This is a genomic window from Cylindrospermum sp. FACHB-282 (assembly GCF_014697195.1).
In the GTDB taxonomy this organism is placed as follows: Bacteria; Cyanobacteriota; Cyanobacteriia; order Cyanobacteriales; family Nostocaceae; genus Cylindrospermum.
In genome coordinates this window covers 33889-55741 of sequence record NZ_JACJRJ010000008.1, presented here as the reverse complement: position 1 = coordinate 55741, position 21853 = coordinate 33889, and the positions used below count along the sequence as shown (strand labels likewise).

General features: G+C 42.3%; 18 protein-coding genes. 10 read left to right on the top strand and 8 right to left on the bottom strand.

Annotation, left to right across the window (positions count from 1 at the left end):
- Positions 1 to 50: 50 nt before the first annotated feature.
- Positions 51 to 1289, top strand: a complete 1239-nt coding sequence (locus H6G32_RS06225) for a URC4/urg3 family protein (protein WP_190456199.1) — start codon at positions 51 to 53, stop codon at positions 1287 to 1289.
- Positions 1290 to 1581: 292 nt separating this feature from the next.
- Positions 1582 to 2217 (top strand): uracil phosphoribosyltransferase, encoded by a 636-nt coding sequence (gene upp / locus H6G32_RS06220; protein ID WP_190456197.1) that lies wholly within the window; start codon positions 1582 to 1584, stop codon positions 2215 to 2217.
- Positions 2218 to 2255: 38 nt separating this feature from the next.
- On the opposite strand, the gene H6G32_RS06215 is transcribed toward upp, so the two are convergent.
- Positions 2256 to 3185, bottom strand: a complete 930-nt coding sequence (locus tag H6G32_RS06215) for an ABC transporter permease (protein ID WP_190456195.1) — start codon at positions 3183 to 3185, stop codon at positions 2256 to 2258.
- A gap of 440 nt (positions 3186 to 3625) precedes the next feature.
- Between H6G32_RS06215 and H6G32_RS06210 the strand changes: the two genes are divergently transcribed.
- Complete coding sequence (locus tag H6G32_RS06210) at positions 3626 to 5008, top strand: RNA-guided endonuclease InsQ/TnpB family protein (protein WP_190456193.1); 1383 nt, start codon at positions 3626 to 3628, stop codon at positions 5006 to 5008.
- A 1-nt stretch (position 5009) separates the two neighbouring features.
- Here H6G32_RS06210 and H6G32_RS06205 read toward each other — a convergent pair whose 3' ends face one another.
- From H6G32_RS06205 to H6G32_RS06195, 3 genes are all read right to left on the bottom strand, one after another.
- Positions 5010 to 6044: an ABC transporter permease gene (locus H6G32_RS06205; protein ID WP_190456191.1), complete on the bottom strand. Its 1035-nt coding sequence runs from the start codon at positions 6042 to 6044 to the stop codon at positions 5010 to 5012.
- A 42-nt stretch (positions 6045 to 6086) separates the two neighbouring features.
- On the bottom strand, positions 6087 to 7598 hold the full coding sequence (locus tag H6G32_RS06200) for an ABC transporter ATP-binding protein (protein ID WP_190456190.1): 1512 nt from the start codon (positions 7596 to 7598) through the stop codon (positions 6087 to 6089).
- A gap of 126 nt (positions 7599 to 7724) precedes the next feature.
- Positions 7725 to 8777 carry a BMP family protein gene (locus tag H6G32_RS06195; protein WP_190456188.1) on the bottom strand — a complete coding sequence of 351 codons (1053 nt, stop codon included), beginning with the start codon at positions 8775 to 8777 and terminating at the stop codon, positions 7725 to 7727.
- Positions 8778 to 9116: 339 nt separating this feature from the next.
- Between H6G32_RS06195 and H6G32_RS27240 the strand changes: the two genes are divergently transcribed.
- The gene (locus H6G32_RS27240) at positions 9117 to 9368 is read left to right on the top strand and encodes a hypothetical protein (RefSeq protein WP_309232568.1); all 252 of its coding nucleotides are present in this window, start codon (positions 9117 to 9119) and stop codon (positions 9366 to 9368) included.
- Between the two features lie 115 nt (positions 9369 to 9483).
- The gene (locus tag H6G32_RS06185; protein ID WP_190456186.1) at positions 9484 to 9978 is read left to right on the top strand and encodes an ureidoglycolate lyase; all 495 of its coding nucleotides are present in this window, start codon (positions 9484 to 9486) and stop codon (positions 9976 to 9978) included.
- 286 nt (positions 9979 to 10264) lie between these two features.
- Here H6G32_RS06185 and H6G32_RS06180 read toward each other — a convergent pair whose 3' ends face one another.
- Together H6G32_RS06180 and H6G32_RS06175 are read right to left on the bottom strand one after the other, a co-directional pair.
- Positions 10265 to 11152: a polysaccharide deacetylase family protein gene (locus tag H6G32_RS06180; protein WP_190456183.1), complete on the bottom strand. Its 888-nt coding sequence runs from the start codon at positions 11150 to 11152 to the stop codon at positions 10265 to 10267.
- Between the two features lie 269 nt (positions 11153 to 11421).
- Positions 11422 to 11841, bottom strand: coding sequence for an NUDIX hydrolase (locus tag H6G32_RS06175; protein ID WP_190456181.1), 420 nt, complete (start codon positions 11839 to 11841; stop codon positions 11422 to 11424).
- A gap of 181 nt (positions 11842 to 12022) precedes the next feature.
- Here H6G32_RS06175 and H6G32_RS06170 point away from each other — a divergent pair, with 181 nt between their 5' ends.
- The 5 genes from H6G32_RS06170 (at position 12023) to H6G32_RS06150 (ending at position 18904) form a co-directional block, all read left to right on the top strand.
- Positions 12023 to 12181 carry a hypothetical protein gene (locus tag H6G32_RS06170; protein ID WP_190456180.1) on the top strand — a complete coding sequence of 53 codons (159 nt, stop codon included), beginning with the start codon at positions 12023 to 12025 and terminating at the stop codon, positions 12179 to 12181.
- A 17-nt stretch (positions 12182 to 12198) separates the two neighbouring features.
- A complete protein-coding gene (locus H6G32_RS06165; protein WP_190456177.1) occupies positions 12199 to 13026 on the top strand; it encodes an SDR family oxidoreductase in 828 nt (275 codons plus the stop codon).
- Between the two features lie 471 nt (positions 13027 to 13497).
- Complete coding sequence (locus H6G32_RS06160) at positions 13498 to 13929, top strand: hypothetical protein (protein ID WP_190456175.1); 432 nt, start codon at positions 13498 to 13500, stop codon at positions 13927 to 13929.
- 1238 nt (positions 13930 to 15167) lie between these two features.
- A complete protein-coding gene (locus H6G32_RS06155; protein ID WP_190456174.1) occupies positions 15168 to 17513 on the top strand; it encodes a two-partner secretion domain-containing protein in 2346 nt (781 codons plus the stop codon).
- Between the two features lie 242 nt (positions 17514 to 17755).
- A complete protein-coding gene (locus H6G32_RS06150) occupies positions 17756 to 18904 on the top strand; it encodes an alanine--glyoxylate aminotransferase family protein (RefSeq protein ID WP_190456309.1) in 1149 nt (382 codons plus the stop codon).
- Between the two features lie 229 nt (positions 18905 to 19133).
- On the opposite strand, the gene rfbB is transcribed toward H6G32_RS06150, so the two are convergent.
- Together rfbB and H6G32_RS06140 are read right to left on the bottom strand one after the other, a co-directional pair.
- The gene (rfbB, locus tag H6G32_RS06145) at positions 19134 to 20210 is read right to left on the bottom strand and encodes a dTDP-glucose 4,6-dehydratase (protein WP_190456172.1); all 1077 of its coding nucleotides are present in this window, start codon (positions 20208 to 20210) and stop codon (positions 19134 to 19136) included.
- A 234-nt stretch (positions 20211 to 20444) separates the two neighbouring features.
- On the bottom strand, positions 20445 to 21761 hold the full coding sequence (locus tag H6G32_RS06140; RefSeq protein WP_190456170.1) for an NAD(P)/FAD-dependent oxidoreductase: 1317 nt from the start codon (positions 21759 to 21761) through the stop codon (positions 20445 to 20447).
- Between the last annotated feature and the right edge of the window lie 92 nt (positions 21762 to 21853).

Genomic DNA, 21853 nt, shown 5'->3' with positions numbered 1-21853 from the left:
TTCTTTGGGGTGGGATTTTCCTGCCCATTTTTGCAAATTGGGGGGATTTTGTGGAGATAGGAACCGCCAAGACGCCAAGAACGCCAAGGGAAGAAGTTGCATATCTTCGTTCGCCGGTGGCGATTCGGGAACGTTGTGGGGAGTTGTTTCGGTTCGTGGTTGAGGGGAAGTCGCGTTATTTTGTTTGTGATTTGACGCGGTTGCCTGGGGTGGCGGATTATGTAATTGAGGTGATCAGGGGGGAATATCCGGATTTACAAGTTCCGTTTCACAGTCGTTGGCGGCATTTTGAGGCTGGGGGTGTGCCAAGATTAGCTCAGTTGGATGCAATGTTGGCGGAGTTAACAGTTTGGGAAAAGGCTGCTGCTAAGTTTGATTTGGCAATTATCAGTGTGTTGTTAGATGCGGGGGCGGGGAGTAATTGGCGGTATGATGAGCAGGAGACTGGGCTGACTTTCCGGCGTTCGGAAGGTTTGGCTGTTGCTAGTTTTCGGATGTTTTGTCAAGGGGCTTTTTCTGGGGGAGGTTTGCTGCAAGTCGATGGTGAAAGGTTGGCAGCTTTAACAGGAGAAGAATTAGCAACTGGTTTTCAGGTAAATGCTGAAAATCGTTTGGTGGGAGTTTCTGGGCGGTTGAGTTTGTTGCAAAGGTTGGGTAAAGCTTTGGTTGCTTCACCTCTTTTGTTTGGGGAAAAAAACTCCCGTCCAGGAAATTTGGTAAGTTATCTTTTGGGGAAAGCTGAAAATGGGCAGTTAGCCGCTACGACGGTATTTAGTGCAATTCTGACAGGATTGAGTGATATTTGGCCAGGAAGATTAGAAGTTGCTGGGGTGAATTTGGGGGATGTGTGGTTTCATGCTGATGTTGCTGATGATGGTTTGGTGCCATTTCACAAGCTTTCCCAATGGCTGACTTATTCTTTATTGGAACCACTACAGGAACTAGGTTTAACAATCACTGGTTTAGACGCCCTGACTGGATTACCAGAATATCGTAATGGCGGCTTATGTCTGGATTTGGGGTTAGTCAGGGCGAAATATCCTGAGGTTTTACAATTATCTCATTCTGTGTCATCAGAAGTTATAGTTGAATGGCGTGCCTTGACTGTGATTCTCTTGGATCAAATTGCGGCTACGGTGCGCGTTCAGTTGGGGATGAGTGCTGAAGAATTGCCTTTGGTAAAAATTCTCCAAGGGGGAACTTGGACAGCTGGGCGAAAAATTGCTGCTGAACTTCGCACGGGTGGTATACCTCCTATACAAATAGACAGCGATGGTACTGTATTTTAAGGTTTTTCTCATCTCTGGTAAATTCTACTTGGGGAAATTTTCAACCAGAGATTCACACAGATAATTTAATAGGACTTAACGTACAGGAAATAGCAAATATGGGGTATGGTTTGTGTGATTATCAGTCCTATAGATTGTGCGTTTCTTAACGCACACTACGGGTAGGATGCGTCTCTTGAGGCATCAAAAAACCATCTCTTCTTTTCTCATGGTACTGTATTTTAATGGTGATGCTTTTTCTCCTCTCTGGTAAATTTTCAATCAGAGAATTTATTAATAATTTTTTCTAAATATGCATAATCAAGTAACACTAATTGAACATCCATTGATTCAGCACAAACTCACGCTGATGCGAAATGCTGAAACTAGTACGAGTAAATTTCGGAATCTCCTCAAAGAAATTAGTCTGTTGTTGGCTTATGAAGTGACGCGAGATTTTCCGCTGAAATATGAATCGATTAAAACACCATTAGCCACGATGAATGCGCCAGTATTAGCCCCTGATAAAAAGCTGGTTTTGGTTTCTGTGATGCGGGCTGGGCAGGGAATTTTGGATGGAATGCTAGAATTGATGCCTACGGCACGGGTGGGGCATATTGGTTTATATCGTGATCCAAAAACGTTGATTCCAGTTGAGTATTATTTCAAAATTCCTCATGATGTTGAGAAGCGAGATATGTTGGTGGTAGATCCGATGCTGGCGACTGGTAACTCTGCTGTGGCGGCGGTGGAAAGGTTGAAATCAACTAATCCTCTTTCGATTAAGTTTGTTTGTTTACTCGCCGCGCCGGAAGGGATTGAGCATTTCTGCGCTGTTCATCCTGATGTGCCGCTGTATACTGCGGCTATTGATGATCATTTGGATGAACATGGTTATATTATTCCCGGTTTGGGGGATGCTGGCGATCGCTTATTCGGGACAAAATAACCTGTTAAGTTTTTCGAGATTTAAGTTTAAATTGCCTCTTACCGATTACCTTTCTGGTAGGGAATGCCTAAAGCTTTGGGGGGTGTGGATTTACCAGCTAATCCGACTAAGGCTAAAATAGCGATCGCATAAGGTAACATGAGCAAAAACTGATAGGGAATATTTACGCCTAAAGCCTGAATTCGCAGTTGCAAAGCTTCTGTTGCCCCAAACAGCAAACAAGCTAAACTACTACCTATAGGATGCCACCTGCCAAAAATTAAAGCGGCGATCGCTATAAATCCTTTACCTGCACTCATCCCTTCGGAAAAAAGTCTTACCTGCACTAAGGTTAAATAAGCCCCTCCCAAACTGGCAAGACAACCACTGATCACTACGGCGCAATAACGCACTAATGGCACTTTCACCCCAGAGGTATCAGCCGCTTGGGGATATTCTCCCACCGCCCGCAAGGTTAAACCAAAGCTGGTGTGAAATAAAAAATAAGTAGTTAGGGCAATTAACAATAACAGTAAATAGACAAAAATATCTTGTTGAAATAGAAGAGTTCCAATTAGGGGAATATTCGCTAAAACAGGAATATTTATCGCCTCAATTCCTGGTAATCTTTGGGTGCTACTACCGCTAAACACTATCCGCGCCAAAAATGATGTGATCCCAGCGGCGACAAGATTAATCGCTAATCCTGACACTAACTGATCAACTCGCAAAGTAATGCTTAAAAAACCATGGAGTAAACCCACCAAACTCCCAGCAATTAAGGCGGTGAACATCCCCAACCAAGGGTTACCTGTGTAAAAGGTGGCGGCGGCGCTGGTAAAAGCACCAGTTAACAACATTCCTTCTAGGGCAATATTTAAGATTCCTGAACGTTCTGAATAAAGTCCTCCCAAGGTGGCAAATGCTAAGGGTACGGCTAGATGTAAGCTAGCTAAGAGGTAATCGGAGAAGAAGTTGAGGTTATTCATCAAGGTGTTTTTTAACGCAGAGTATCGCTAAGGGAAGCGCGGAGGTATCGCGGAGGTTTGTCTGCGTTCCTTTTTAACGTAACGCGGAAGTCCCCACCCTCAATGTAATCATAGGGTGGGGATAGGGAGCGGTTGATGACGATTGCATCTATTACCAAAATCAACCACGAGTTGATAAGGGAATGGATGCATGAGGAATCAACACTCTTTATTTTTCGGTTCGGGCAAAGAATCTATTAATTCTTCTATCACTTGAGTTATTTTTTTATCTTTCTCAATAGCGTATAAATGCAACTTATTCATTCTTCTCTCGCTCAATAAGCAATGCCAATCTTTTTTAGCAATATAATGTTCATATTCTGTACATACTTATGTGATCATAGTTGTAACAACACAAGACAATAAAGCAAGGGGGTGATCATACTGTGGCTACAAGAAGAATGACTTTTCGTTTATACCCAAATACCCAAATAGAAAAAACTTTGCGGTATCATCGGAAGTTGCAAAAAGACTTGTATAACGCCGCAGTCAATAACAGATTTACTCAATATCAAAAATTCAACCACAAGGTTGATTATTTTGAGCAACAAAACTGTTTACCAGATTTCAAAGAAGTTTGGACTGAGTATAAAGAAATCAATTCCCAAACTTTACAAGCAACTCTAAAACGTGTTGATTTTGCTTTTGAACGTTGGTTTAAAGGACTCGGAAAACGTCCTAGATTTAAATCAATTCGTCACTACTCTGGTTGGACGTATCCCGCTAAAAGCGGGTATTCCCTAGAATCTAATGGTGAAAATGGTTATTTGAATCTGTCAAAAATTGGACGGATTCAGATGCGTGGAAAAGCTAAATATTGGGGTAAACCAACTACTTGCACCATTGTTTATCGCAATGGCAAGTGGTATGCATCAATCACCGTTGACGTTTTAGACCAAGCACTACAGCCTGAAGCCCTACCACTTGGTGCAATTGGTATTGACTTAGGCTGTAAATCAGCATTGTCAATTACAGACGGGGAAAATCATCAACAGGTTAATGCCCCTAAATTTTTGAGGAATGCTGAACAGAAAATCAAAAAAGCGTCTCAGGAGAAAAGACGTAAACGCGCACCAAACAGAAACAAGAGAATCAAGGCTTCTAGAAGATATAAAAAAGCCCAAGTCAAGGTTAGCAAGATAACTCGTAGAGTTGGCAACCAAAGACAAAATTGGGTACATCAAGTAGCAGCAGAAATTGTCAGCAGTAATAGCTTCGTTGCTACCGAAAAACTAGAAGTTAAGAGCATGACCAGTAAGGCTAAACAGCGACGCAGTGTGGTCTTTTTGGTTTCCAAAATGAACAACTGTGTCAAGACGGGTAAGCGCAAGAAACAAAAAGCGGGTTTGAATAAGTCAATACTTGACGTGGGTTTTGGAATGCTTCGCAGTACCATCAAGTACAAAGTAGAGCAAATTGGTGGTGTATTTGTAGAGGTTCCAACCAAGAAAGTAAAACCTTCTCAAACTTGTCCTAAATGCGGTCATCAGCACAAAAAAACCCTTGATATTCGAGTTCACGAATGCGCTGTTTGTGGTTATGTGCAAGACCGTGATATTGCTGCTGCTGAAGTTATGCTTTATTGGGCTAAAGGAATCCTACCGGGGTTAGGAACTAGCCTCGTAGACGTAGAGTCGCCTAGCTCTACTTCATGCACTCGTAAAAAAGCGGGTAGTATGAAGCAACTAGGGGCGAAGAAGCGTCCAAAATCCATAGAAGTCTCCGCTAGTAACGAACTATGGGATGTAGAAACCCACAGTTCAGGCGAAGCTAACTGTGGGTAGTTCATTTGTTTATTCGTTTTTCTACGGCGAGGCTGATGGCGATAAATAACACGGTTAAACCTTGAATGGCATAAACTACAGTTACGGGAACTCCGGCGCTGCGTTGCATGACATTGGCACCACTGCGAAGGGAGGCGAAAAATAGGGAGGTTAAAACTACACCGACAACAGTACCACGACTTAACAAGGCGATGGCGATCGCATCAAATCCATAGCCTGGGGAAACTGACTCAAACAGTCGATATTTCAACCCCATCACTTCACAAGCACCGGCTAACCCCGCTAAACCCCCAGCTAATCCCATCACCAGCATAATGGTGCGTTCTACTGATATACCAGCATAATGGGCGGCGATAGGGTTAAATCCGACGGCGGTAATTTGGTATCCTAAAGGCGATCGCACCAGCAATACCCACAAAATCCCAGCGGCGATTAACCCCAGCAATATCCCTCCATGGGCGAGACTCTCCGGTAAAATAATCGGTAAGCGGGCAGATTGGGCAATTAGTGAGGTATAAGGACTAGGCGCATCTGGTGCCTTCAACGGATTTTGCACTAAATAACTAATTAAATTTACGGCGATGTAATTTAGCAGCAAGGTGGTAATTACCTCATTCACTCCCCGTTTTGCTTTTAAATAACCAGGAATTCCCCCCCAAACAGCACCAAACAAAAACCCCGCCAACAGGGCTAAAGGAACATGAATTAAACTAGGTAATCCCTGCAGATATAACCCAATCAAAGCACTTCCTAAAGCACCAAGATAAATTTGCCCTTCTCCACCAATATTAAATTGACCGGCACGCAAGGCTACCAATACTCCTAAACTGGTGAATAACAATGGTGTCATTTTGGTAAGGGTGTTACCAAATCCAAAGTAGGTAGAAAGGGATTCTTGAAATAAAGCGGTGTAGGCGGCGATGGGATTGGCCCCAGCGAGTAAGATTAGACTTGCTCCGACAATCAGGGCGGAGGCGATCGCCATTAGCGGTGATAAAATTGGCAGCAGGAGTTGAAGACGATTATTTATAAGCATTAAATGCGATGATTGCCAACCCTCAACTTCAAAACATGAGCATCAAACATTATCTCGACTCTTAACCACATTCTCCGGCTTGAGTTCTTGAGTTTTTTTCTTGCCCCCAGCCATCAACAAACCAATTTCTTCGAGTGTGGCTGTCTGTGCATCTAAAATATCGACAAACTCACCTCTGTAGATTACAGCAATGCGATCGCTCATGACCATTACTTCCTCTAACTCAGTGGAAATATACAAAATCGCCGCACCGCGATCGCGTTCTGTCAACAACCGCAAATGTACTGATTCTGTCGCCCCCACATCTAGCCCCCGCGTTGGTTGCATCGCGACAATTAACGCCGGTTCCCCCGCCAATTCCCGCGCTAACACTACCTTTTGCTGATTTCCCCCCGACAACTGACTCACTTGCACCGCTTCCCCCGTAGCCCGGATATCAAATTCTTCCATGGCAGATTTAGCATAATTGGCGATCGCTTTTGGTTGCAACAAAAAATGGCGACAAAAGGGCAGGTTTCTAAAAGCCTTTAAAATCAAGTTTTGGGCGATGCTAAACTGCAACACCAAACCCATTTTTTGCCTATCCTCTGGGATATAAGCCTGTGTGGGGTGATTCAACTCAATTTTTCCTTGTTTGACAGTCCGCAAAAGAGCGATCGCATCCGCTAATTCTCGCTGTCCATTACCATCTACCCCAGCAATACCCATAATTTCCCCCGCCCGCAGTTCAAAAGAGACATTGCGAATAGCAATCGCCCCTCGATCATCTGCAACCTGCAATCTCTGCACCGACAAAATTACCTTCGATGGTGAAGCAGGAGATTTGGGCAAATTTAACACAACTTCGCGCCCCACCATCAACTCAGCTAACTGTTGAGTCGTAGTGGCTTTAGTTGTTGTCGTTCCTACCACTTTTCCCCGGCGTAACACCGTTACTGTATCGCACAGATGCATCACCTCCTCTAACTTGTGACTAATAAAAATAATCGTGTTACCCCTAGCTGCCAATTGGCGCAAGATAGTAATTAATGATGCTACTTCCGGTGGCGTTAGCACTGCTGTTGGTTCATCAAGAATCAACAACTTTGCTTGGCGGTAGAGAACTTTGAGAATTTCTACCCGCTGTTGTGTTCCTACCGTTAAATTTTCCACTTTAGCAGCAGGGTCAACTTCTAATTGATATGCTTGGGATAAAGCGGCAATTTCTTGTTGTTTTTGTCGGAGATTTAAGCGCCAACTGTTTCCAGTTCCGAGGATAATATTTTCTGTAACACTTAACTGGGGAACCAGCATAAAATGTTGATGAATCATCCCAATACCCAGTTTAATTGCCTCATGAGGCGAATTAACTTTTACTGGTTTTTCTTTTAGATATATTTGACCAACATCAGGTTGATAGATACCGCTAATAATCTTCATCAAAGTAGTCTTACCTGCGCCATTCTCGCCTAAAATAGCGTGAATTTTTCCCTGTTCCACACTCAAGCTGATATTGTCATTAGCAACAAATAAATCAAAGATTTTGGAGATTCTTTCTAAGCGTAAATATATCATTTTATCGTCAGGTGAATATAATTCGCAGCTATGGAAGCCAGACGCCTAGGGGCTTCCCTTGAGGAAGTCCGCTTTTGCAGACTAATCACCTAAAAACCTAATAAATGAGGTTTTATATAGGCTCATCTAAGCCGTAGCTCTTTTGACACAGCGGGTATCTTTACCACCTTCTTTACATTTATCAAAAGTAATTTTTTTATCAACAATTTCTTCCTTTAATTTTAGCACCTTTTGCTTGACTGCTTCCGGCACTATTTCCCCAAACTCTCCTAAAGATAATATAACTGGTCTTTCCAGTCCAATTTTGTAAATTTTCCCTTGTAGCTGTTTTTGTTTTGCTAGTTCTGCCAGATAAACAATTGCTAAGTCTAGGCGCTTGACAGCACTAGTTAAAACTGCTCTAGGGGCAATATTTAACTGATCTTTTGTATTTCCAAAAGCATATACCCCTCTATCACTTGCAGTTTGCAAAACTATAGGTGAGGCATTATCTAACCATTGATAGATGACATCAGCACCAGCAGAAATTGAAGCAAGAGTAGCTTCTTTCGCCTTAGATACATCATTCCAATCACCAGTAAAAGCAGAAGCAATCTTGATATTTGGCGTCACAGATTTTGCCCCTAATTCAAAACCTCGCAATTCTTCCTGAGTAGCTTCAAATTCCTGTCCAGCAATATAAGCTAATTTATTAGATTGAGTCACAGAAGCGGCAATGATTCCACATAAATAGCTAGCTTGGAGATTATCTATTCGCAAAGCGGCAATGTTTTTACCAGTGATAGAACCGTTAACCGCTACAAAGAATGTATTGGGAAATTGTGAGGCGACTTGTTCCACAGATGCATCAAACTGTCCACCGTGGGCAAACACTACATTGTAGCCTTTACGTGCAAAGTCTGTTAACACTTCTGCCTGATCTGCTTGTGTTACTTTTTCTACATAGGCAGTTTCTACACCAACTTCTTGTTTTGCCAGGTTCATTCCTTCATAACCAGATTGATTCCAGGCTTGATCGGTAATGACTCCAGGAAGTGCGATCGCAATTTTCAGCCCTTGATTGCCCCTAGTCGTCGGCGTCGGTTTTTTGTTATTATTACAACCTGGCAGCAAAAGGCTTGTGGTAAAAGCAGCTGTACTATATAAGATAAATTTACGTCGGCTAAAGTTTACCGCCATATAGTGTCCCCCAAATAGATGGATAATTAATTTACTTACTTAAACACTTTAAAAGTAACAGGCACAATTTTGAAAGAGGTTTGCGGATTTTTTATTACTGTTAACTTAAAGCATAGTGCATTAGACAAAAAACGCTGTAGTACTACTAGAAGTAAGTATAAAATGTACGATAACATATAAACAAGTACAAATAGTTTTTACGTGTCATTCTTGCCATATCCATCATCCTCTGAGGATGATCACACTTTCTGATTACAGAACCTTATGTAAAAATTATGCCACCGCAACTCCCCTACCCTTAATAATTAGTTTAGGGCAGTGGATTTTTGGAAATTTTGGGTGGGATCAGTTTATTCATCCCTGCCCCTCAGTCAGCCTACTCCTTGGGGATTAATTACCCTTTTTATTGCAGTTTTTTCAGCCAACATTAATATGGGAGTTAATCAGATTAAACTAGACAATATACCAAATGAGCCTTTGTTTCACGCTGGCAGACTTCCATTTCCAGCAGTTTTAATTGCTGGGGCTTGGTGGTATACAAAACCTGGCATCATTCCCAAGTCACTCATCCCTAAAGATTTATCATGGTAATGATAGGATTGATTTTGCCATCATTACCCCAAATTTAGCCTTCTGTGTGAAGAAAAGCATGAGGGATAATTGAAAATTTCAAATCCAAAATAATGAATGTAAAAAAGGATTTTTTATGAGTACAGCACAAACAGTCCAACAACTGCAAGCCCAATGGGTGACACCGGAAAATTTTCAGCGTTTTGGACAGGTGATTTTTGCTGATGCAGACGGTAAGGCTTTTGATCAGGAAGATGCCCAGTTAAATTTACAAAATGGGATTCCCCGGTTTTATATTATGCGGCTACAAAATAAAGGGCGAAATTTTCACAAAATCACTCGTCATCAGCAATGCACCCAATGTTTAGGTTCTTTGGAAGGGAAAGATTGGTTCATGGCAGTTTGTCCTCCTCATAATGATCTTACTGAACCAGCTTTAGAAGAAATTGCCGCTTTTCGCATTCCCGGCAATTGTTTTATTAAGTTACATGAAGGAACTTGGCACGCTGGCCCATATTTTGATCATGAATTTGTAGATTTTTATAATCTAGAACTTGCCGATACCAATGTGGTAGATCATTTCACCCATGATTTTCTAAAAAGTCATCAATTAAAATTTGAAATGGTATAAGCAATTAGGACTTACGCACTGTACAAATTTACCCTCTTTTCAAGCTTTTTCGATGGGTCTCTTTACCCATACAACACGTAGTGTGCGTTCCCTAACGCACAATTTATAGGAGTTTCAATGAATAAAATCGATGAACATATTCACATTGTTTGTCAATGCGTAAGTTCTAGCAATTTTAATTAACCTGTTGTCAGGCAAAAGATGAAGTTAGTTGATATTTTCCTCCGGCACCAGGAATTTTCACCAAAATAGCATACACCCCAATGATTAAGATGTTAGCGCAACTTTAGTTTTTAACCGTAGGTAAAGATTTTGTTGCTAACGGTTGTTGAGCTTGCATTTCCAGCAGTTCAGGGATAGTCACAAATCGATAACCTTGGGACTTCAGCCCGGTAATAACTTGTGGTAAAGCCTTGACAGACCGGGAACGATTCCCGCCACCATCATGCATGAGGACAATTGCTCCTGGTTTGGCGGTTTTTAGCACATTTTTAACAAGTGTTGGGGCTTGTCCGCGGCGTTGAGAGTCCCCTGACTCAGATGACCACATCATAACAGCGTACTTTTGGCTTTTGGCATAGTCAACTAATCCATTATGCAAAAATCCTCCAGGGGGACGAAAAAGATTAGTTTTCACTCCTGTAGTCTTGTAAATAATATCTGCTGTACGATTAATTTCACTAGCTGCTGTAGCGGTATCCATCTGACGGTACCAATGATGCCAGGTATGATTACCAAGTACATGACCATCATCTGCCACTTTCTTAGCAATTTGGGGAAAAGATTGCACCATTTGCCCCACCATAAAGAATGTAGCCTTGATATTGTTTTTCTTTAAAATCTCTAATATCTGTGCCGTGTTTTTTGGACTTGGCCCATCATCAAAAGTTAAAGCGATAACTTTCTGATTCGGTTTTAGTTTCGCTTCATAAATGATTGTTCCCGCAAATGGTTTTGGCACTTCTACCATCTGGTTTACTGCTGGGGGGAAAGCCTGCGCTGATACAGTCCTACTCAAACCTGCTTGAGTAATATTTCTGTCTGGGTTTTTGATTGCCAACAGATGGTTAACTTCTCCTTTAGGTAGAAAATAACTCATCCCAAAACAACCAACAGCAGTCCCGAATACAATAATTCCTACTTGTAAAAATCGAGATAATTTTTGATCTGACACTTTAACACTCCTCAAATATTAGATAACCTAAGTTGCTAGTTAGGAGGCTGTAGTCTCTGAAATAGGTAGTTGATAATTGGTAATTGGGGTAGAGCAAAAACACTATTACCCATTACCTATTAGCCCTTACCAGCCCTAACTAGATAACTAGAAACTTACGTTAGATATTAGTTATATCTTTCTGGCAAGCTGTCAAATTCGCCATAGTAGAAGGTCAAAAAGCCCGGTACATCACCGGGTAATTAATATGTGGCAAGAAATAGGCAGGATTAAAAATTAACTTGGTCTTTTGAAGTCTTTAAAATTTCTTTAAGCGAGGCTTCCTTCACCAAGCTGGCCGCTGTATTAATATCTAGCCACTGCCGTTCCCTTTGACTAGCTTCTGGCCAATCTTCTAGTACCAATTGCACTGGTAGTAAAAAGAGATTTACACAATAAGTGTTACCTCGTTTACGATATTTGTAGACACCGAGTTGATGAGTATTCACTTGACCTATAACTCCGGCTTCTTCCCATGCTTCTTTTGCTGCTGAATCTGAGGGACTCATGCCTTTACAAATCCCCCCTTTGGGAATTACCCAGTCTTGACGGCTACGGTTTGTAATTAATAAAACTTCGATTTTTCCATCTCTGACACGATAGGGAATTACTCCCGATTGTTTTAATACTTTGTTAGTTGTTTGGCTCATTTGAGTGCATTCCTGATAAATCAGCCTTTAAATTTTAAGTGTTGCAATGGTGATAGGGTAATAGTCAAGCAACATCATGAGCAATTACTAGCCATTTTGGCAATTTTAACTATCAATTCATTGCCTCTGATAAAATCTTTCACCCAACTCTGGGTTTCTTCCGTATAAAAACTAACGAAGTGTGAGAATTTTTCGCGCTTATGACTTCGTTAACGATATGCGATCGCCTAAACCAACTATATCCCCTAAGCTAAATATATTAACTACAACGCGCCGCACCCATTTCTTAGAGAAAAAACTCTGCTTTAGCGCTGCCCACAGAGGTAAATTAGCAATATAGACTATCTGAGGAAAGTTATGACTTCAGCGCAAGTATCAATGAAAGACTTAGTACTAGTTGCTGGTGCCACCGGTGGTGTAGGACAGTTGGTAGTAGGTAAACTGCTAGAAAAAGGCTTTAAAGTTCGCATCCTCACACGGGATGCAGCAAAAGCCACAAAGATGTTTAACCACAGAGTAGAAATTGCCCTTGGTGATATCCGCAAAGCAGCAACACTCCCAGCAGCCATGCCAGATGTTACCGCCATTATCTGTTGCACTGGGACTACAGCCTTTCCCTCAGCTAGATGGGAATTTGATCCCACCCTTAACTTAATTGAGTGGGGAATCGCTTTTGTTGATCCCAAATATAGCGAAACCAAAGCCAAAAATAATCCAGCAAAGGTTGATGCCCAAGGTGTTAGCAACTTAGTAGCAGCAGCGCCAGACAACTTAAAGCGGTTCGTTTTCGTGTCTTCCTGTGGCATTCTCCGCAAAGATCAACTTCCTTGGAGTATTCTCAACAGTTTCGGCGTCCTTGATGCCAAACAGAAGGGGGAGGAATCCATCATCAGTTCGGGACTACCCTACACCATAATTCGCCCCGGACGTCTGATTGATGGCCCCTACACCTCATACGACCTCAACACCCTACTGAGAGCAAAAACTGGCGGTAAATATGGTGTGGTGGTGGGTACAGGCGACACACTGCAAGGTGATTCCAGCCGAATTGACATAGCCGCAGCCTGTGTGGAAAGCCTATTTCATCCAAGTGCTTCTGGGCAAGTTTTTGAATTAGTTAACCAGGGGACAAGACCCCCCGTGATTCCTTGGGAGCAACTTTTTTCCCAGCTAGAGAAGACTTAGACTTCTACTTTGTTCATATAGCTGATGGGTGAGACCCATATTGCTAAACAAAAAAGGAAATGGGGGGGAACCCTGTTAAGGAAATTATCGCAGCTAGTAGTAAGTATCTTTTAGGGCTAAAAGTCTTATCCAAAAAGAGTTTCCACCTTTTTACGGCTTCCAAAAATGGAGAAATACAGCCAACTGCAACGAGAAAGTTTAGCAAAATTGTTACAAAAAGCGTTGCGATTACTTTTTTCGAGAAAATTATGGCTGAAACTCTTATCCTCAAATAGTTTCAGACAATTTGAGGCAGTTTCAAAAACCAGGAAATAGCAGCCAAGTTTAAGAAAAATTACGAAAGATCCCAAAGAAATTATTAAGTTTCTTTAAGATATTGCGTAATTCAGAGAGACTGAGATGAAACAGTAATTAGCACGGCATTAAACAGCATTTACCCCACCAACTTGATCACAAGGAGAACTCATTCTCATGGTTAATCAAACAGTACAGCCAATAGCTCTTAATCCTGACCAAATAGAGCATTTAAAAGAAGAAACTCACAGCAAATTCTTATCAATTCTGCATCAAGTTGACTTCCCCGCCATTCTCGCAAAGTATGGGGTATCAGATCCCGAAGCTCTGAAATTTGAGTTCAAACTTGATGTAACCCCTCAACCCCCATGTAAACATGATCCTACAGGGGAACTTGATGAAAATATTAAGCGGTTAGTAGAAGAGATTCAGTGCGAATTTCTCAAGATTCTGAATCAAGCAGACTTCCCCGCCATCCTCGCAAAGTATCGGATATCAAATCCAGATATCCTGACATTCAAGTTCAAAATCGATGGGTGCGGACCTAACTGCCTTTGCACTTGTTTCGACAAAACACGTTATATATGGATTACTTGTCCATGTTACTAATGTTTAACGGTATTATCAACTTAATGCTTATTATCAGAATTTAGGAAACATCGAAGTAATAACGTTACCCTAAAAAGCTGAATTTCTTCGTAGTTTCCTGAGCTTTAGTCTTCATCCTCATGATCAGCAGTTAAGTTGATAGACTACTGTTATTTATAGCTACTTTCAATTAACTAGAATATAGATTTTATAGGGGCATAGCTTTTTTGCCCTATTTTCTATTGTTGGCAAATCTAATTAGCACAGGACTTATAGCAATCCTATTTGATTCGTGTTGGCGTAGCCTGCCGTAGGCATTAAAAATTATTGTTTTAACTAACTTGCCAAGGCATGGTGTTTTGATGCATCTCTTTAGGCATCCTACCTGTAGCGTGCGTTCCCTAACGCACGAATTAAGATTTTCATTAACAAGGAAATGGGCAACAGGTAAGTAGGTGGATGTGAGATAACCAAAATGTGTAACGATATGTAAACTTTGTTTGATGCCTTATTTTGGTTGAGTTTTAGCCATTTTACAAAACGAAATATATTTTGATTTTCCTCCGCCTACCTACTTAGCAGTCCTCAATCATTTGTGAACACAAAGATACCCGACTTCTCTAAGAAGTCGGGTATCTGACTCACTTTATGTTCACAAATCAAATAGGATTGCTATAGTATCTACCCGATTCAAATTAAAGTTAGTGATACTGATAAAATTCAGCAAAGCCCGAATTTTTCACTAGTAAGTTTAGGTCAGAATATCAAGCCATTTAATCAGTCTGCTAATGTTTGCACTTGCTGGGATATGACTCTTAGAAGATGGGTTTTATGCCCATGTTGATGAGCTTTAACAGTATTAAGTAGATCAACTTAATTAAACATAAAACCTCTCTCCTACCAGAAAAGAGGTTTTGATCATGTGTATCAACTTAAGCTTAAATCGGCGGTTATAAACCGCAACTATAGCAATCCTAAACCATTCATGAAAAGTTTAATTTCTCTCTTTCTTTTCTTTTCTTTGCGCTCTACAGCCCTTTGGGCAAGAGCCTACGGCACGCTTCGCGAACGCTGCGCGCGTGCGTTCTTTGCGGTTTCTTATCAAAATATTTTCACAAATCAGATAGGATTACTATACATAGGCAATAAGCATTGGTAAAAAGTGAAACAAAAATTACCAATCTCAGGATACTATGTATAGATGCGGTGTCACCGTTATTCAGCAACTGGTAATTATTGGGAGAGGGGGAATATCCGGTATGAGTAATCTTTACATTGGCTTTCCAGGGCTAGGACTGGCAATAAGTGGTGTAATGGCTTTCTCTGCCCACTCGGCTATTGCTCAAATCACCCCGGATGGAACTCTACCTATTAATTCTCAAGTTAAAACAGACGAACCAGCAAAAACCATCAATATTGATGGTGGAACCAAATCTGGAAGTAATCTATTCCACAGTTTTAGCCAGTTTTCTGTTCCTGATGGGTTTACGGCTAACTTTCAAAAGGTGGAGAATATTCAGAACATTATTAGCCGGGTAACGGGTGGGTCTATTTCTGATATTCAAGGTACGCTGAAAGCTGAAGGTGTTAACCTGTTTATCATTAATCCCAACGGGATTGTTTTTGGCCCCAATGCTTCTTTACAAATCGGCGGCTCATTTATCGGGAGTACGGCCAGTAGTGTGAATTTTGCCGATGGGATTTTTAGTGCGACAAATCCCCAAAGTAGACCCTTGTTGAGTGTTAACGTTCCCATTGGTTTACAATTTGGAGCCACTGCGGCTCCCATCCGCAATCAATCTCAAGCAGGGCCGGAGAGTATCTTTCGACAACCTGCTGGGCTAAAAGTGAACCCAGGCAACACATTGGCCCTTGTCGGTGGTGATATAACCCTAGAGGGCGGAAATTTAACAGCAGAGTCGGGACGAATTGAGCTAGGAAGTGTAACGCCTAATAGTCTGGTGAGTCTGAATCCCATAAAACAAGGCTGGAGTTTGGGATATGAGGGTGTGAAAAATTTCCAGAACATTCGACTAATCGGGCGATCTGTTGAAGGTTCTATGAAGGCTTCTCAGGTAAATACTAGCAGTATAGATGGCAGTGGCGGTAGTATCCAGGTGCAAGGTAGCACAGTCGAACTAAGTGGCAATGGTGTGAGGTTGATGAGTCTGACTGGGGGTGACACAGATGGGGAAGATATAACGATTAATGCTAGAAAATTGATTGTTCAGGATAGTGCACAAGTACTTACTTCAACCTTTGGCCAGGGTGACTCAGGAAATTTGACGGTGAATGCCTCTGAGTCTGTAGAGTTAATTGGTAGTGCTACCTTGTCAGATAATTTCACTGCATTTATTACGGCTACTGCTGATGCAGGAAAGGCGGGTAATATTCAAATCAACACTGGCAGGTTGCGTATTCTAAATGGGGCCAGGGTAACAGCAGAATCTGCTAGAGTATCAGGCGATTCACAACTGATACCAGCTGAAGGCAAAGGAGGAAATATAACTGTGAGCGCCTCTGAGTCTGTGGAGGTAGCGGGAACCTCAATCGCAGAAACGCCCAGTGTCTTGGCTGCTTCGAGTTTAAATTTTGGCAATGCGGGAACAGTTAATATCACTACAGAGAAATTAACTGTCCGGGATGGAGGTGAAATAAGTGTGAGTGTTAGAGGTGTAAATAATGCGATCTACTTAGGAGATATAAATAATCCTGGGACACCAGGCACTCTAAATATTAGCGCTCGCTCTATACTTCTAGACAACCAAGGAAAACTCACATCGGAGACTACATCAGGTAATGGTGGGAATATTAATCTACAGGTGCAGGACAAATTACTGATGCGCCGCAATAGTCAGATATCCACTAGTGCCGGCACAGCACAGGCTGATGGAGATGGCGGGAATATCACGATCAATGCCCCTGATGGCTTCGTTATTGCCTCTCCCCTAGGAAATAACGATATCACTTCCAATGGCTTCTCTGGCGCCGGGGGTAGGATCACGGTCAATGCTAACAGCATCATTGGGTTTGTGCCGCGCAGTCGTGCAGACTTGGTGAGGTTGTTGGGTACTGAAGAACCAGATGAACTAACCCCGCAAAGACTGCCAACAAATGAGATCACGGCATTTTCTCAGCAAAACCCTGCATTAAATGGGGTGATTCAAATCAACACACCAGATACTGACCCCAAAAAATTAGTGGAATTACCCGAAAAGGAGCTTGATGTTACGGGGCAAATTGCTGCTGCCTGCGATGCTCCTGGCAAACTAGCAGGTGGTTCCTTTGTTTCCATAGGGCGTGGAGGAATAGTAAACGATCCTGTGGATGTATTGGCGACTGAGGCAGTACTGACAAATTGGATTTCACTGGAGGGCGAGGGGGATAATCGTGCTGGCGGTGTCTACAACAGCGCGGTGCTTCAGAAGCAACGGAATATAGAGACTCATGCACAAAAAAGTAGTTCTGTCAATGCACCTGAGCAAATTGTGGAAGCCCAAGGATGGGTGATAGATGCCCATGGTAATGTGGTTCTGGTAGCTCAAGCACAAACTGCAATGCCTCATGTCCCTAGTTTGAAGCAAGCGTCTTGCGCTGCTCGTTAGTTATCGGCATGATCGCAATTACCATTGGTGATTAGTGAGAAAATCTGAAAACATGGGTAATACGATGGCGCGGGGCGCCCGCTGGAAGCGATGGTGCGTATGTTGCCGAGGCTTGCTAGACACAGCAAGCCTCCACCGTGCTTTTGGTACGGTGCAATCATCCTTTTAGGATGGTTGGGCAACAGCACCCGCATAGCGATCGCACTATGATTTGTTAACAACCGTCTAACCTTAAACAGATGATGACGCCAATAATCTCCATCAACGAAAGCCTTAGGTTGCTACTCGCACCCCTAAAAATCCCCTCTCGGTTACTGCTGGGGCCTGGGCCATCCAATGCCCATCCTGCCGTACTTCAGGCGATGAACACCTCCCCCGTTGGACATCTTGATCCCGCATTTCTGGCACTCATGGATGAGATTCAGTCTCTGCTGCGCTACACTTGGCAAACGGAAAACCCCCTCACCATTGCCGTTAGCGGTACGGGTACAGCAGCAATGGAAGCAACTATCGCCAATGTGACCGAACCTGGTGATGTGGTGTTGATTGGTGTAGCTGGTTATTTCGGTAGTCGCCTCGTGGATATGGCGGGGAGATATGGCGCAGATGTACGGACTATTACCAAACCTTGGGGAAAAGTTTTCACCCTCGATGAACTCCGCACCGCGCTACAAACTCATCGTCCAGCTATCTTAGCCTTAGTCCATGCAGAAACCTCCACCGGTGCACGTCAACCTTTAGAAGGAGTTGGTGAGTTGTGTCGGGAATTTGGCACTTTGTTGCTGGTGGATACAGTGACCAGTTTGGGTGGTGTGCCGATATTTTTGGATGACTGGGGAGTTGATTTAGCTTATAGCTGTAGTCAAAAGGGTTTGGGTTGTTCTCCGGGTGCTTCGCCTTTTACCATGAGTCCCCGTGCAGTGGAGAAGTTGCAAAAACGCCAAACAAAGGTCGCTAACTGGTATTTGGATATGTCGTTGCTGGGGAAATATTGGGGTGCTGAACGCACCTATCACCACACAGCCCCGATTAATTTATATTATGCACTGCGGGAAGCGCTGCGTTTAGTCGCTGAGGAGGGATTAGCAAATTGCTGGCAACGTCATCAAAAGAATGTAGAGTATCTTTGGGCAGGGTTGGAAGAGTTAGGATTAAGTTTGCACGTTGAGCGAGAGTACCGTTTACCAACTTTAACTACTGTCTGCATTCCAGAAGGGATTGATGGTAAGGCAGTTGCCAAGCAGTTATTGCATGAGCATGATATTGAGATTGGTGGCGGTTTGGGAGAACTCGCTGGTAAGGTTTGGCGTGTGGGGTTGATGGGTTTTAATAGTCGTAAAGAAAGCGTGGATCAGCTTTTAGCAGCGCTGCGGCAGGTTTTACCTCAGTAGTTTTGCTCTAATGGGTGCGTTACACTGGAGTTAGCGCACCTGATATCGTCATCTTCGGTAAATCACTGACGATTACAGCAGTTTTCGGTTAATTAGACCACTGTAGAGACTTTGGATACAAGGTCTGTACACGGGGAAAGAGTTTCTGTGGTGTGGTTCATTTACCTGAAAATAAAAGACATTAAAACGTAAAAAACCAAAAAAATTTTAGGTTTTAATTTCGGTATTTTCAGCGAACATTTTTATAATTTTGCTGAATCCAAGTTTGGTAAGCGCCTGATTGAACTTGCTCTACCCAAGTTGGATTGTTCAGATACCACTGAATTGTCTTTAATAAACCACTATTAAAGTCTTCCTTTGGCTGCCAGCCTAATTCAGAGCAGATTTTGCTACAATCTATGGCATAGCGTCGGTCGTGACCAGGACGGTCTTTGACAAAAGTAATCAGAGAAGAGTGGCTGAAGTTGGGTTTAGATAACAACTCATCGAGGAGTACACAAATTTTCTCAACAACTGTGAGGTTTGTCTGTTCTTTATTACCACCAATGTTATAAGTTTCTCCGATTCGACCGTGTTGCAAGACCTGATAGAGGGCTTCGCAGTGATCTAGGACATATAACCAGTCTCGAATATTCTGTCCATCACCATAAATTGGTAAAGGTTTACCATGCAAAGCGTTGAGAATTATCAAAGGAATCAGTTTTTCGGGAAACTGGCGTGGGCCATAGTTGTTTGAACAGTTAGTGATTAAAGTGGGAAGATTATAAGTGTGAAAGTAAGCTCTAACAAGATGATCAGACCCTGCTTTTGATGCAGAATAAGGACTGTTGGGAGCATAAGCAGTATCTTCCCGAAAAGCTGGCTCTGCCGGACTTAGTGAGCCGTAGACTTCATCGGTAGATATATGTAAGAAACGAAATTGCTCTCGTTTTTGCGGCGATAATTTTTCCCAATAGATTTTACTAGCTTCTAAAAGTTGGAATGTTCCTACTATATTGGTCTGAATAAAATCCTGGGGACTGAGGATTGAGCGATCAACATGGCTCTCAGCAGCAAAGTTAATAACTGCATTTGGTTGATACTGTTCTAGCAGACTGCACAATAACTTAATATCAGCGATGTCTCCACGGACAAAATGATATGCAGAATCATCCGGCAATTCTGCTAAATTTTGTGGATTGCTGGCGTATGTTAGCTTATCTAAATTGATAATGTTAGCCCACCGCTCCTTGATAGCCTTCAAAATAAAATTAGAGCCGATAAAACCAAGTCCACCTGTTACTAAAAATGTTTGATATTGAAACATAAAATATATACTAATTTAGAATTTTGTATCCCTTCCGGGAGCGGGAGGCTCTATGAGAGAATTTTGAGCCGAACTGAGCGACCTGCAAGGCGAATCTTTCAAACCTGCAATCAAGAACTGAGCAAACCAGGATTACCTGCAACTATAATTGTGCTTCAGTCTTAATGTGGTTTCAAAAATGCCGCTGGTTGCAGTCTTATCGCCCGATGGAAAGCAGTCCGCTACAGGTAATGACTAAGTGTTAACAGTTTTTGTTTCTACAAAAGCTCCTCGAACTGTAATTAATCTAGAGCGACGATTACGAGTGATATAATTCCACGCCCACTGAAAGACTACTAGTAATTTAGTGTCAAACTCGATTAAGAAGTAGATGTGAACTAGTAGCCAAAATACCCAAGCAAGGAAACCTTGGAGTTTGATGAAGCCTAAATCTACAACAGCTAAATTTTGCCCAATCATCGCCAAACTACCTACATGGTTGTAATGAAATGGTGGCAAAGTATGACCTTGAAGCCGTCGTTGAATTAGTTTACCTACATACTCTCCTTCTTGTTTAGCTACGGGTGCAACACCAGGTAAGAGTTTACCATCTTGATGGGAGAAGTTGGCTAAATCTCCAATTACGAAAATGTTGTTATAACCCTTGATAGTCAAGTCAGGTTCTACAATTACACGTCCGGAGCGATCGCACTCTACACCTGTACTTTCTGCTAGGACTTTCCCCATTGGAGAACCTTGAACACCTGCTGCCCACAATATAGTTTTTGAGGCAATTTCTGTTGATTCATCGCCTTGCTTGAAAGTAACAATATCATCTTCAATATTTGTCACCCTGGTGTTAGTGTGGATAAACACACCCAACTTTTGCAAAGATACTGCTGCTGCTTGGGATAACACTGGTGCAATGTGTGGGAGAAGGCGATCGCCTCCTTGCAACAGTAAAATTTTCGTTTCTGAGGTGTCGATGTTGCGGAAATCTTCTTTGAGAGTTTTGTATGCCAATTCCGCGATCGCACCTGCTAATTCTACACCAGTCGGGCCACCCCCCACAATTACAAAAGTCAAAAAAGCACGGCGTTTTTCGAGATCAGTTTCTTTTTCTGCTGCTTCAAATGCGCCAAATATCCGCCGACGCATTTCTATCGCATCTTCCACCGTTTTCAAGCCAGGAGCAACTTCTTTCCAGCTATCCTTACCAAAATAGGAATGGTTCGCACCGGTGGCGACAATTAACGTATCGTATCGTACTACTTCATCACCCAGAATAACTTGTTGCGCTTTTGGATCAATATCATTTACTTCTCCCAACAGCACCTTGGTATTCTTGCTTTTGCTGAATACAGATCGCAATGGTGCGGAAATATCAGAAGGTGATAGCGTACCTGTCGCAACTTGATATAAAAGCGGCTGAAATAGGTGAAAGTTACGTTTATCAATGAGAGTAACATTTACATTTGCTGTCTTCAGAGCCTTTGCTGCATACAGTCCACCAAAGCCACCACCAACAATAACAACCTGATGTGGTGCATTATTTTCAAGTGAAACTACCATAAGAAATATTTCCTTGTGTTAAGAGGATTCTAATTATTCTTAACAGGAATGTAACAAAATTATGATAGAGGTTACTGTTTATTTAGAACAAT